Raw genomic sequence first — 13,189 nt, 5'->3', positions numbered from 1 at the left:
GCATGACAATTCTTAAAACTTGCTCTAGAGAATCTCAATGCTGCTTATTTATACAAACAATAAGCTTAAAATGATGAAATGGAGCCTAAATGATTTATTTATTTAAAAATAAATTATAATTTTTTTAACTGAATATCAAAGATATATTTCTACCAAGCTTTTAAAGTTCATATTATCCGATCATCAAGATCAGTAAAATCAAGGCTTTCGGCATTAAATTAAACTCCAAAAATCATCATATATACACTAAAATCGCTTTCTTTTATTTATTTGTTCTCCCTCTATGACAAGTCTCCGTACAAGAGATATTGTGGCCTTAGGTTTTATGACCTTTGCACTGTTTATTGGTGCAGGCAACATTATCTTTCCACCGATTGTGGCTCAACAAGCCGGTGAGCATGTATGGTTAGCTGCCCTAGGTTTCTTGATTACGGCAGTTGGCCTACCTGTCATCACCATCGTGGCATTGTCACGTGTTGAAGGTTCAATTCAGATCTTAAGTTCTCCTTTAGGTAAAGCTGCCAGTCTTTTACTGACTGTCGTGTGTTATCTGACGGTTGGGCCTTTATTCGCGACACCACGTACCGCAACCGTTTCTTATGAAATCGGCTTCTCTTCATACTTTGGCAATGCACCTAGCAACCTGCTGATCTATAGTGTGATCTATTTTGCTGTAGTGACTCTGGTCTCACTCTATCCAAATAAGATTCTGGATACCGTTGGATACTTCCTGTCCCCAGTAAAAATTATCGCGTTGATCATTTTAGGCGGTGCTGCAGTATTGATTCCTGCCGGCAAACCACCTGCTGCAGTGGGTAACTATGTTACAAGTCCGGTCACTGAAGGCATCGTTAATGGTTATCTGACCATGGATACCTTAGGCGCATTGGTCTTTGGTATTGTGATCGTGCGTGCGATTACTTCTCGTGGCGTAACGGATCGCAAGCTGATTACCAAATATGCAGTCAATGCAGCGATTATTTCAGGTATCGGTCTGACACTGGTTTATCTCAGCCTGTTTAAACTAGGCTTAGGTAGTCACGATGTTGCCCCTAATGCTGCCAATGGTGCGATTATTCTGCATGCCTATGTACAACATGCTTTTGGTGATATGGGGGCTTATTTCCTTGCTACCATGATCTTTGTTGCCTGCATGGTGACTGCGATTGGCTTAACCTGTGCATGTGCTGAATATTTCTCGTCTATTACCAAACTGCCCTATAAAGCCTTTGTCTTTGTACTGGTCGGCTTCTCGCTGGTGATTTCAAATCTTGGTTTAACCAAACTGATTGCCGTGTCTGTGCCTGTATTGAGCGCGATTTATCCGCCTGCGATTGCAGTGATCCTGCTAAGCTTCTGCGGTCATTTCTTTAAGAAGCCTGCTCAAGTTGTTGCACCGACCACACTGGTTGCATTTATTTTCGGTGTTTTTGATGGCCTGAAAGTTGCTGGCCTTGAATTACCTGAATTGCTACAGAACTTACCGCTTTCTGAACAAAATATGGCATGGCTGATTCCATCTCTTATTGTTCTTGTCATTGCCGCTGTGATTGACCGCATCAGAAATTAATCTTTCTAAGAGGTCATAAAAATCGTATTTTTACCCAAAATCCGGTTTTAGCGTGATCAATAACTGTCAGGTTTTACCCAAACCGGCATTTATTGTTTACATCCTCTAATCATGATCACAGCTAAATTGTATTTTAGAAAGCTTTATAGACTTTTAATCAATTATTTTAATTATCTTCTTTCTTACTTTCATTTTCATTCTTTAGCAGAAGATCAACACAACTCTGTATTTTACTGTTTTTAAAACATATTGTTTCCTGATTAAACCAACTCACCCTCATCATTCTACATAGACTTACATTCTCTGGATTATCTCTACAAATCTTTGGCGTAGAATTTGCTTTTCCCTATGGTAGCAATGAATGGTCACTTATACACTTCAGTCGGACTGCCCTCGCTGAAATGTTAACGGTGATGATTCAGATGCAATCATTGATTAGTGCAGTAATACGACTAAAGGAGGCCTTTTTTAACTGTTAAAATTCACTTAAATAGTTGCAAAGGTTGAAATTAAGAAGTACAACTGTATATTCAATTCAGACTAAATCAATAAGATTTACTCTTCAATAATACAAATAAACGGGAGGGATGGAGATGTTATCAGTACATTTCAAAAAGCAAGTCTTCATTGACGCTCTTAAGGCAAATACCAATCTGGTGACTTTCTTGAGCACCACGGTTGCGCTTATGCTGACCTTGATTGTGCATTGTTTAATTCAAGGCAATTTAAAATTTGAGTACGTCGGTTATGCCTTGATTGTCTCGGCAGCCTTTTTCTTATGGGCTGTGATCGACCAGAAATACCGATAATTTATTAATAAATTTATACCCCAGTGGATGATCTGGCCAGTCATCCATCTGGCAGAAAAGAAATAAATTGAGCTTAAAGCTCAAAAAATAAAATCAACTATTAAAAAATTAGAATAATCCGACCGCCGCCCCATAAAGAAGCACACTTGTTCCTCCTAATTCTGCAATAATTAAACCTAACATTGCCAAAGTCATAAGCACGCCCGGCAACTGAAATTTACCTAGTTGATGCGGTCGCTTAAACTGATTAGTGGTGTCTTTCAAAAACCCATGCAAGATATAAGCGCCAATCGAGAAACTGAAAAAGAGAACATTGATCAATACACAGATCAAATTAATCTGCGAAGATAGTGCTGAATAGTAAGCCAATACTGCCAGAATCAATGTCGCAGGGGCATAAAGCAGACTGCTGCGATGCGCAATATCCACATAATAATGCGCCCGTGAATTGACAGACTGGCGGATTTGCCAATACTTCCATACTCCGGTTAACATCCCCACCCATAAGAATATTCCACTAAAAATAATCGCGATCTTTACTGCCAGATCAAGTTCTATTCCCTGCATATTTTCTTTCCGTTTTTTATCATCGTACTGACTTTTTAGTCATTGTTTTAACAAGTTTCTTTGAAGAAGTCAGGTAAATTTAAGCATTCATTCTGATTCAAAAATATAGTGTAGCCCATGTCTGAATTCGAAACATTGACTCTAAAGTGCCAGGATGGCTATCAATTAAGTGCACGTTTTTATCCAGTCACTGAGACTGAAAGTAAGAAATCTCCCATATTAATCTGTCCTGCGACTGGCATTACCAAACAGTTTTATCATATTTTTAGCTGCTGGTTGCAAACTCAGGGTTATGCCGTAATGGTATTTGATTTTCGAGGTATTGGGGAATCTTTAAAAGGTTCGGTTAAACAGTCTAAAGCCAGTATTGTGCAATGGGGACAACTGGACATTCCGGCTGCGATAGATGCGCTATTAGCTAAAACTCAGGCAGCAAAGGTCATCTTACTTGGTCATAGTGCTGGTGGACAGCTGCTGGGTATTGTCCCAAACTATGTCAAAGTGGAAAAAGTCGTGGCAATTGCCGGATCGACGGGTCATATTAAAGGTTTAAGGGGCCGCACCAAATTACTAGCGCCAGTGATGTTCAATATCATTTTCCCATTGGCACGTATCACCAAAGGCTATGGCCCAACCCAAGCGATTGGTATGGGTGAAAACCTGCCAAAAGATGTGGCACGTGAATGGGCAGAATTTTGTAGTAAACCGGGTTATGTCATCAATGCGATTGGTAAAAAGATCTCACCGGCACATGACTATCATGCCCAGATCACCTGCTCGATCACATCAATCTGGGCTTCGGATGATGAAATCGCCACTCAAGCGAATGTCAAAGACTTGCTGCGCTTATATCCAAAAGCAGCAACAGAAATGATTGAACTAAAACCCCAAGAATATGGTCATAAAGGGATTGGCCATATGCTGATGTTCAAGAAGTCACATCAAAACTTATGGCCAGTCATTGAGCAACAGTTATCTGCCTAAAGATGATTTAAATGGCTATTAATAGGTTAATGTGCTTTAATACGCTCAGTATGAGATGAGCCTCTTACAGTATGTGCCTCAGATGTGCATACGACTAGCCCCTAACCATGGGGCTTTTTTATGTCTGTATGATTTTGAAGTCGTATTAAAATTTAACCGAAAAATGCAATGATGCTCTGAATCACCACAGCATTCACAATATCAATAAAAAATGCACCACACAGCGGTACGATCAAAAATGCTTTATGTGATGGACCATAACTATTGGTGACCGCCTGAATATTGGCAATCGCAGTTGGAGTTGCTCCCATACCAAAACCACAATGCCCCGCCACCAATACAGCTGCATCGTAATTTTTTCCCATGATTCTAAAGGTCACAATTGCGGTAAATAAAATTAGTACCGCTGTCTGCGCAAACAAAATGGTAATGAGCGGGCCTGCCAAATCGGCCAGCAGCCAGAGTTGCAGTGAAAGTAAGGCCATAGATAAATACAGGGATAATGACGCATTACCAAATACATCAATGGCACGGTCGAAAATATCGACTTTCAGTACATGCTCCAGAAAGTTACGTACAATCACCCCTGTCCCTAAGGCCCAGACAAAGGTTGGCAGTTCAAACCATCTTCCCTGACTGATTTCTGTCATCTGATTGGCGACAAAAATACATAAGGCAAACATCCCCAAAGTTGATACCGCATTACTGGCTGTGATCAGTCGGGTTTTCTTTGGATATTCGAAGGGTGCGGTGTTGATGCTAGTATCGAGTTGTTGCTCATTGGTCTCTTGCGCTACTGTCTCTGCCAATTGATTGCGTTTAATCAAGAATTTGGCAACCGGACCGCCCACAAGTCCACCAATAATCAAACCAAAAGTAGCGCTTGCCATTCCGAGGACAATTGCCCCCTGTATTCCATATTGAGTTTCAAGCACTTCACCCCAAGCACCGGCAGTACCATGTCCACCCGTTAAGGTAACAGAACCGACAATCAGACCAATCAATGGATCAAGCCCAAGTGCTGTGGCTAAACTCATGCCAACCGCATTTTGTACAACTACAAATAGAATGACACAGACCAGAAAGATCAGCAGTGATTTCCCACCTTCTTTGAGCTTGGTAAAGTCTGCACTTAAACCCACAGAGGTAAAGAACATCAGCATCAGAATGGTTTGGATTTCTGAGTCAAATGTGGCACTGATATTAAAAAATTTATAGAGAATAAAAGCTGTAATCGCTGCGATTAGACCGCCGATTACAGGCTCAGGTAAGTTATAGTTTCTAAAGAAGCCAATTTTACTAACAAGATACCGCCCAATAAAAAGAAAAAATACTGCAATCACCAAGGTGCCAAAGGCATCGATCTCATAATTCATAACATTCCCTATTGGCTTTATTTTCATACAGTTTTAGGAAAACAGTATGAAAAATCAATTTTAGAAATGTTATGCAAGTTATTGTTTCTAGTAATTGTTTAATTTGTAGCCTGAACAGAGGAAATTAATGTAGTGAAATATCATAAACCCAATTTTTGGCTTGTTGGTCTGTGGTGGTTTCGCAGACATAGTAGTCATGATCCCAAGTGTCTTGGTCAAAAATAATATTTGAGCCAAAAATATTTAGTCCAAAACAATCACCTCAGGTTTAAGCTAGTACAATTCATCTCTTTTTATAAGTTTTGAATTACCTTTTTCCTAAAAAATCGTACCAATCAATAAATTCGGAGTACCCACCAGATGTTCTATTCCCAGGATTACGCCGTATATATTTCATTTCTGTGTCTGTTTCGGTAGTGACAGCTTGAGTAAACTCCGCTTTACTTTTAAAACCTCTACTTCGAACATATTCTCTAGCCTTTTCCCAAGGCCATAAATCAAACCGAAATCTTCTACCAAAAAATTCTGCCCATGAAGTACCATAGGATTGTCTAATATCTGCAGGTGCCCCCATTGGTAGATCAGATTCTTTGTACGCCTTCTCATACTCTTTTTTCATAGTAATATTATTATTTAGACAATAATCCTTTAAGATCTCAAGTGGGATTAGATTTGCACCTATTGCGCGTTTTTTTCGACCATATTTATCATTTAATAAATTCTCTACATCCAAGCGCATTTTTCTTAATATCAGAACGTTATAGAGAGAAATTTCGTTTTTTTGAAAATCTGACAACTTATCCCATCCCATTTCATCAGCATAATTAACAAAATCGTCAAGAGTCCAATCTAGACCTTTTCTACCTGTACCAAATAACAGTCTTTCATTTGAAATTAAGGGTAATTTAATTCCATAATTATTAAATACATTGAAAATATGTTCCTTATATTTTTCTATACCATCTAACCGATATATTTCTGATGTGGTTCTAGGATTTTAGACCACGCCTATAAGTGATAATCTACTCCCCAATAAGCATGGGAAATGCTTGTTTTTGGAGTCAACCATGACACGAAGAAAACGTCGTAATCATTCAGCAGAGTTTAAAGTTAAAGTTGCTCTCGCAGCAATTAAAGGCGACCACACACTCGCTGAACTTTCTACTCAATTCGATTTACATCAAAACCAAATCATCGATTGGAAAAATCAACTGCTTGAGCAATCAGTCAATATTTTTTCACGACCAACAGCACAACAAGAACCAGAGATTGACCTCAAAGCTCTACATGCCAAGATAGGACATCAGGCATTGCAAATTGATTTTTTAGAAGGTGCGCTCAGAAAAATAGGGCAGCTGAGCGGCAAAAAATGATCGATAAGACCCATCAACTTTCGGTACGACAACAATCGCAATTGATTCAAATCAATCGCAGTACGTTGTATTACAAGGCCAAAGAGATTTCATCAACTGATTTGAGTTTGATGCGCCTGATCGATGAAATTCATCTCGACTACCCCTTTATGGGCAGTCGAATGATACGAGATATGCTACAGCGTCAAGGGCATCAAATAGGTCGGCGTAAAGTCCGACGTTTAATGCGCTTGATGGGAATACATGCCTTGTATCCAAAACCCAATACCAGTAAGCCTAATCTTGCACACCGTATTTTCCCATATCTGTTGAAAAACATGGTCATCGATCACTCTAATCAAGTCTGGTGTACAGATATAACGTACATTCCTATGGCTAAAGGCTTTGTCTATCTGTGTGCAATTATAGATTGGCATAGTCGTAAAGTACTGGCTCATCGTGTATCGATCAGTATGGAAACAGGCTTTTGCATAGATGCGTTGCAAGAAGCAATTGTGAAATATGGTTGTCCTGAGGTGTTTAATACAGACCAAGGCAGTCAATTCACAAGCGAGGCATTTTTGAATGAGTTAAAATTGCGAAATATCCGTATCAGTATGGATGGGAAAGGACGATGGATGGATAATGTAATGATTGAGCGTTTATGGCGCAGCGTGAAGCATGAGGAAGTCTATTTGAAGGCTTACGATACGGTTAAACAAGCGAAACAATCAATTGCTGAATATTTGGATTTTTATAACATGATACGTCCTCATTCAAGTTTGAATAAGGCAACACCGGATGAATTTTATGATCAACATTTACTAAAAGTAATGGCAGCATAATTTAAATATTTAGAGCGGATTTATCACTTATAAAACTGAATTGAGTGGTCTAATTAACGGAACCACATTATTTCAGCCTCTATAACTATTAAATTTAAGATATTTTCTCTATACTTTTTTTCTTTATATAATCTTTTCGCATAGTATCCATCTGCCCAATTTGGTAAATCTGCTCTTTTTTGAAAACTTCTTTCTGAAAACATAAAAACTTCTATATAAGTATTTATATCACTTAAATAAAAATCAGAATAATATTTTTTAGAATCAAAGATAAGTTTAGGATGACTTTTTTTGTTTATTTTAATTTCATACAACCAATTTGCCACTATTAATTCTGCTTTACTTTGATAATTTTTACCATCTAATCCATAAAGTGAAGACCAATAGCCAAGATTATACATTATATTACAAACTTTATTCCAATATTCTGTTTTGATAACTTTTGCATAAGCAGCAGAATAATCTGTATGAAATTTTTGTTTTGATTCAAACTGCTTACAAATTTCAACCCACCCTTTTATATCTAATTTTCTGTAATCACAATATATTCTTCTCCAACCTAGAGTTTTATGAACCTTTATTTTTACTTGAATTCTATCTATTCTATTTAATTCACTATATAAAACACTATCAAATTTATTTAATTTTGTTGGACTTTCATGTTTTAATTGAATAATTTCATCATATAATTCAATATCACTCATTTGACCATACTGGAATCTTTTGGGAACTTCTTTACTTTTTTTTAATATTTTTTTCTTCGTCTCTCTTCCTTTATTAATAAAATTAGCTTTTTTAGCTATATCTTTAGTTAATTGACGTGCTGTCAATATTTTATATAAAACTCCATCATATTTTCTAAGTGCATTTAATCCTTGGATTCCAATTATATTAATTAAATTTAATGCATAATTAAGTAACTCGTCATTATCTAATACACTATATTTCTCAATTTTAGTTTCTGATTTAAAAAATACATTATTCGTCAAACCTCGATGATATAGTTCTTTGGCTAAATTATTATTGCAAGATATCAGCTCTCGTATATTTTTAACCATTATAATTTTGGTTTCTTCAATTAACTGAGAGTCAGTCATTAATTGATAGTCTTTAAAACTTTTGCTGTTAACTAGTTTCATGTACTTCACCAGTACTATCTTTTAATTTATATTTTTAAAGACTATAAAATAGGTAAATACTAGGCAACCCCAATACGACACAAATTGACGTACTCTTTATTATAAAATAAAAAAGGGCTGATAAATCAGCCCTTTTTTTTAACTCAATTTAATTTATTTTTCAACAAATTAAGCTAATTGAGCAGCAGCAATTTTCTTAGTATCGATGTCTTTAGCAGCATCTGTATACTCGCTCATCTTGTCGAAGTTCAAGTATTGGTAGATGTCAGCAGACATACTGTCAATTTGAGCAGCGTACTGTTGGTATTCTTCTGGAGAAGGTAATTTACCCAATACAGCAGCAACAGAAGCAAGCTCAGCAGATGCTAGGTAAACGTTAGCACCTTGACCTAGACGGTTCGGGAAGTTACGAGTAGAAGTCGATACACAAGTAGTGTTCGGAGCTACACGTGCTTGGTTACCCATACATAATGAACAGCCTGGCATTTCAGTACGAGCGCCAGCTTTACCATAAGTATTGTAGAAACCTTCTTCCATCAATTGGTGTTCGTCCATACGAGTTGGAGGAGCCAACCATAGACGAGTAGATAAAGAACCACCAGGTACTTTGTCTAGAAGTTTACCAGCTGCACGGAAGTGACCGATGTTAGTCATACAAGAACCGATGAATACTTCATCAATTTTAACGCCTTGAACGTCAGAAAGAAGTTTTGCATCATCTGGGTCGTTCGGGCAGCAAAGAACTGGTTCTGTGATTGTAGAAAGGTCGATTTCATACACTTTAGTGTATTCAGCATCAGCATCAGCTTTAAGAAGTGATGGGTTAGCCAACCATTTTTCCATGTTCTCTACACGGCGCGCCATAGTACGAGCATCGCCATAGCCTTGTGAAATCATCCACTTCAGCATAGTGATGTTAGAACGTAGGTATTCAGCAACTTTCTCTTCAGAAAGAGTGATCGCACAACCAGCAGCAGAACGTTCAGCAGAAGCATCAGAAAGTTCGAATGCTTGCTCAACAGTCAGGTCAGTTTCCATTTCTGTCAGGTCGATCTCAAGGATACGGCCAGAGAAGATGTTTTTCTTACCTTTCTTCTCTACAGTCAGATCACCTTCTTGGATCGCTACATAAGGAATCGCATGAACTAGGTCACGTAGAGTGATACCAGGCTGCATTTTACCTTTGAACTTCACAAGAACAGACTCTGGCATATCAAGTGGCATAACACCAGTTGCTGCAGCGAATGCTACAAGACCAGAACCTGCTGGGAATGAAATACCGATTGGGAAACGAGTATGTGAGTCACCACCAGTACCAACAGTATCTGGAAGAAGCATACGGTTTAACCAAGAGTGGATAATACCGTCACCTGGACGTAGAGAAACACCACCACGGTTCATGATGAAATCAGGAAGCGTGTGTTGCATTTGAACGTCAACTGGTTTTGGATACGCAGCTGTGTGACAGAAAGATTGCATTACCAAGTCAGCAGAGAAGCCTAGGCAAGCCAAGTCTTTCAGTTCGTCACGAGTCATAGGACCAGTTGTATCTTGAGAACCAACAGTGGTCATACGTGGTTCACAGTAAGTACCTGGACGGATACCTTGACCTTCAGGAAGACCACAAGCGCGACCAACCATCTTCTGAGCAAGGGTGAAGCCTTTGCCAGTGTCAGCAGGTTGTACTGGAGTACGGAACAGAGTTGAAGGCTCAAGACCAAGCTCTTCACGTGCTTTAGTTGTCAAACCACGACCAATGATCAGGTTAATACGACCACCCGCACGAACTTCGTCTAGAAGTACTGGAGTTTTAAGGTCAGCTTCAGCGATTTGAGCACCGTCTTTGAACGCAGTTACTTTAGCAGCAGCCTTGTCGATTTTAAGAGTGATTTCATCACCCATGTTCATGTTTGCTACGTCGATTTCAACTGGTAACGCACCAGCGTCTTCCATAGTGTTGAAGAAAATCGGAGCAATTTTAGAACCTAAGCAATAACCGCCTTCTTTCTTGTTAGGAATGTGAGCGATTTCGTCACCGAAGAACCAAAGTACAGAGTTAGTTGCAGATTTACGAGAAGAACCTGTACCAACAACGTCACCTACGTAAGCAACTTTGTTGCCTTTCGCGATGAGATCTTTAATTTGGTTTAATGGACCAACTTCACCAGGAACTTCTGGGTTGATGCCATCACGTTCGTTTTTCAGCATTGCATTTGCGTGCAATGGAATGTCTGGACGGCTCCAAGCGTCTTGTGCTGGAGACAAGTCATCAGTGTTAGTTTCGCCAGTTACTTTGAAAACTGTCAGTTTGATTTCTTCTGGAACGTCTGCACGGTTTGTGAACCATTCAGCGTCAGCCCATGATTGAAGAACAGCTTTTGCATTTGCATTACCTGCACGTGCTTTATCAGCTACGTCATGGAACGCATCAAATACAAGAAGCGTTTTTTTCAAAGCTTCAGCAGCAAGACCACCAAGCTCTGCGTCTTCTAGAAGTTCAACTAAAGGAGCAACGTTATAACCACCAAGCATAGTGCCCAGTAAGTAAACCGCACGTTCTTTAGAAACTAGTGGAGAAGTCGCTTCGCCTTTTGCCAATGCAGCTAAGAACGCAGCTTTTACGTATGCAGCTTGGTCAACACCCGCTGGAACACGGTTTTCAAGCAAGTCAACTAAGTATGCTTCTTCACCAGCTGGGGGATTTTTTAATAATTCAACTAATGCAGCAGTTTGAGCATCATCAAGTGGCTTCGGTGGGACTCCGAGTGCGGCACGTTCTTCAACGTGTTGGCGGTAAGCTTCTAGCACGGTGTTATTCCTCTTTTTTAAAAAATTACCTGTGAATTCCTGCTTTATAAAAGCTTCACAAATAATATGGACTCTAAAATTTTACTAAAATTCCAGTTAAAAGTTAATGCAAGTACAGTGTTTCTTTGTGATGCTCATTATTTTATAACTAAATGATGCTTATAAAGATCATTCAATAATCAAATCATCATCGCATTGCATAATTTAAGTACAGATATGGCAACTTTTAACCAAATTCGACGCATAAAAAAGGCAACATCGATGTTGCCTGATTTACTTAGAAAAAGATACTCCACCTTAGTGGACTGTCGTCGAGTTCAAGTATTGCTGAAAAGCGTCCCGACAACCCTCAAATTTTAATTCGCATTGATCTTCATAAGTCTGACTATGGTTGTTGCTGGCAAAGGAAATCTCGACCAGACAGCGTTTTTTGTCCTGCTCCAAGATCTGCTTAATCACGACCTTGTCTCCTACACTCAGGACATAGCGTCCGCTACCGATAATAGCCAATCCTTTTTCATCTTCTAACAGCAGATCTGAGTGATATAAATACTTCACGACGTCCATATTATTGTTCTCCTCAAGGCTTTGGAGTTAAATTCATTATTCAATATAAAGATAAGCATTTCTATATTTTAGATTTAGCAATTGTCACAAATTATATTTAATATTGCTTAGGCTATTTTTATTATTAGAAGAATTTTCTTATATCTATAAACCACTATTTATTTTGAATGATGATTTCTTAGTTTGTTTATTTAAATATAAAAAAACCGTTCCTTAGAACGGTTTGTAATCTGGAATTTTATCATGCGGTGTGGCGATACATTTTTCGGTAAATTCAGCGCGGACTTTCTCACGGGCTGCATCTACATCGGTCTTAATTTCCTGTTCCGGAAGTGCATAGACTTCATCGATAATATTTAGGATAAAACCGCGAGTGATGTCATCATCGATCTTGTTGGCATGCTCAACAGCCTTTTCTTTCTCGATCGCATTCTGACGATCCAGCATAATGGTCCGTGCAGCATTCCCCACACTACGACAATAGCCATGCCACTGCTCTTCAGGGGTTAAAGGTTTTTTCTCTGCACAGCCGACCAGAGCAACCATCAGCGATAAAGCAAATAACTTTTTCATGAATTTCTCCTTCCGAGAGGCACTATAAGAGATCAGCACAGATTTGTCATTTAAAATGAAATTTCTCTCTATTCTTATTGATACTGCCTGCTCGAAAGTAGCATTTCATATCCTAACCACAACTGGCCTGAACTACTTTCTTAGTGGCTGGATCTACAGTGACCGTCACGCGCTCTTCACGATAATCCATAGTGACAGGCTGGCCAGGTGCAACCATGCGTACCATTTGAGCTTTGGTTTTCTCTTTGATTTTTGCTTCAGTTAAATTGGATTGACCCACCAGTGCAGCTGCCTGATCTGCGATACATTTAGGCTGGTTTGCTCGGAAATATTTCCATTCTTCGACCACTTGCCCATTTTTTAAATGACAATAGCCCACTTGCCCATTAGTTTCATTACGGATTTCCAGCTTTCCACCCTGATTAATACAATAGGCACTCGCTGGATTCGCTGTTCCTAATGACGCTGAGTTTGAGTCAGTCGACTGGGTCGTACTACAGCCAGCAAGGAGGATGGATACAAATAATCCAGACAAGCCAGATAAAATTATTTTTTTCATGAGCGGTATTCTTCTAAAGGAATTCGCCTTTAATGTAGCA

12 protein-coding genes are annotated in these 13,189 nt (G+C 38.9%); 4 read left to right on the top strand and 8 right to left on the bottom strand.

Translation table 11 applies throughout. From position 1 onward, the window contains the following. The first annotated feature begins 283 nt into the window (after positions 1–283). Positions 284–1,570 carry a branched-chain amino acid transport system II carrier protein gene (gene brnQ, locus FTU01_RS08565; protein ID WP_159123164.1) on the top strand — a complete coding sequence of 429 codons (1,287 nt, stop codon included), beginning with the start codon at positions 284–286 and terminating at the stop codon, positions 1,568–1,570. A gap of 593 nt (positions 1,571–2,163) precedes the next feature. Further along, positions 2,164–2,379, top strand: a complete 216-nt coding sequence (locus FTU01_RS08560) for a hypothetical protein (protein ID WP_004783783.1) — start codon at positions 2,164–2,166, stop codon at positions 2,377–2,379. Between the two features lie 108 nt (positions 2,380–2,487). Here the strand turns inward: FTU01_RS08560 and FTU01_RS08555 are convergent, their stop codons facing one another. Beyond that, positions 2,488–2,946 carry a hypothetical protein gene (locus FTU01_RS08555; RefSeq protein ID WP_166134903.1) on the bottom strand — a complete coding sequence of 153 codons (459 nt, stop codon included), beginning with the start codon at positions 2,944–2,946 and terminating at the stop codon, positions 2,488–2,490. 117 nt (positions 2,947–3,063) lie between these two features. On the opposite strand from FTU01_RS08555, the gene FTU01_RS08550 reads away from it, so the two are divergent. Next, positions 3,064–3,930 (top strand): alpha/beta fold hydrolase, encoded by an 867-nt coding sequence (locus tag FTU01_RS08550; protein ID WP_166134905.1) that lies wholly within the window; start codon positions 3,064–3,066, stop codon positions 3,928–3,930. A gap of 152 nt (positions 3,931–4,082) precedes the next feature. On the opposite strand, the gene gltS is transcribed toward FTU01_RS08550, so the two are convergent. Together gltS and FTU01_RS08540 are read right to left on the bottom strand one after the other, a co-directional pair. Then, entirely contained in the window at positions 4,083–5,306 is a 1,224-nt protein-coding gene (gltS, locus tag FTU01_RS08545; protein WP_166134908.1) for a sodium/glutamate symporter, read from the bottom strand. Positions 5,307–5,613: 307 nt separating this feature from the next. Continuing rightward, entirely contained in the window at positions 5,614–6,102 is a 489-nt protein-coding gene (locus FTU01_RS08540) for a hypothetical protein (RefSeq protein WP_180138779.1), read from the bottom strand. A 271-nt stretch (positions 6,103–6,373) separates the two neighbouring features. Between FTU01_RS08540 and FTU01_RS08535 the strand changes: the two genes are divergently transcribed. Continuing rightward, positions 6,374–7,503 (top strand): IS3-like element ISAcsp5 family transposase gene (locus FTU01_RS08535; RefSeq protein ID WP_180138777.1). Its coding sequence is split into 2 segments (ribosomal slippage): positions 6,374–6,626 and positions 6,626–7,503, totalling 1,131 coding nucleotides; the frame shifts between segments, so codons are not numbered across the junction. Positions 7,504–7,556: 53 nt separating this feature from the next. On the opposite strand, the gene FTU01_RS08530 is transcribed toward FTU01_RS08535, so the two are convergent. The 5 genes from FTU01_RS08530 to FTU01_RS08510 form a co-directional block, all read right to left on the bottom strand. Then, positions 7,557–8,642, bottom strand: a complete 1,086-nt coding sequence (locus FTU01_RS08530) for a hypothetical protein (RefSeq protein WP_180138775.1) — start codon at positions 8,640–8,642, stop codon at positions 7,557–7,559. Between the two features lie 168 nt (positions 8,643–8,810). Beyond that, the gene (locus tag FTU01_RS08525; RefSeq protein ID WP_004783803.1) at positions 8,811–11,450 is read right to left on the bottom strand and encodes a bifunctional aconitate hydratase 2/2-methylisocitrate dehydratase; all 2,640 of its coding nucleotides are present in this window, start codon (positions 11,448–11,450) and stop codon (positions 8,811–8,813) included. 297 nt (positions 11,451–11,747) lie between these two features. Next, positions 11,748–12,017 carry a hypothetical protein gene (locus FTU01_RS08520; protein WP_180104218.1) on the bottom strand — a complete coding sequence of 90 codons (270 nt, stop codon included), beginning with the start codon at positions 12,015–12,017 and terminating at the stop codon, positions 11,748–11,750. A gap of 213 nt (positions 12,018–12,230) precedes the next feature. Beyond that, positions 12,231–12,590, bottom strand: a complete 360-nt coding sequence (locus FTU01_RS08515; protein WP_180138773.1) for a hypothetical protein — start codon at positions 12,588–12,590, stop codon at positions 12,231–12,233. Positions 12,591–12,702: 112 nt separating this feature from the next. Continuing rightward, positions 12,703–13,149: an I78 family peptidase inhibitor gene (locus FTU01_RS08510; RefSeq protein ID WP_180130915.1), complete on the bottom strand. Its 447-nt coding sequence runs from the start codon at positions 13,147–13,149 to the stop codon at positions 12,703–12,705. Positions 13,150–13,189 lie beyond the last annotated feature (40 nt).

The organism is Acinetobacter sp. YH12043, assembly GCF_013419915.1.
Lineage (GTDB): Bacteria > Pseudomonadota > Gammaproteobacteria > Pseudomonadales > Moraxellaceae > Acinetobacter.
The sequence above is the reverse complement of the archived record's forward strand: the minus strand, read 5'-3'. Positions and strand labels throughout refer to the sequence as shown.

Coding starts and splice junctions, on each gene's coding strand:
- brnQ (WP_159123164.1), top strand. CDS start 284: ATGACAAGTCTCCGTACAAGAGATATTGTGGCCTTAGGTTTTATGACC.
- FTU01_RS08560 (WP_004783783.1), top strand. CDS start 2,164: ATGTTATCAGTACATTTCAAAAAGCAAGTCTTCATTGACGCTCTTAAG.
- FTU01_RS08555 (WP_166134903.1), bottom strand. CDS start 2,946: ATGCAGGGAATAGAACTTGATCTGGCAGTAAAGATCGCGATTATTTTT.
- FTU01_RS08550 (WP_166134905.1), top strand. CDS start 3,064: ATGTCTGAATTCGAAACATTGACTCTAAAGTGCCAGGATGGCTATCAA.
- gltS (WP_166134908.1), bottom strand. CDS start 5,306: ATGAATTATGAGATCGATGCCTTTGGCACCTTGGTGATTGCAGTATTT.
- FTU01_RS08530 (WP_180138775.1), bottom strand. CDS start 8,642: ATGAAACTAGTTAACAGCAAAAGTTTTAAAGACTATCAATTAATGACT.
- FTU01_RS08520 (WP_180104218.1), bottom strand. CDS start 12,017: ATGGACGTCGTGAAGTATTTATATCACTCAGATCTGCTGTTAGAAGAT.
- FTU01_RS08515 (WP_180138773.1), bottom strand. CDS start 12,590: ATGAAAAAGTTATTTGCTTTATCGCTGATGGTTGCTCTGGTCGGCTGT.
- FTU01_RS08510 (WP_180130915.1), bottom strand. CDS start 13,149: ATGAAAAAAATAATTTTATCTGGCTTGTCTGGATTATTTGTATCCATC.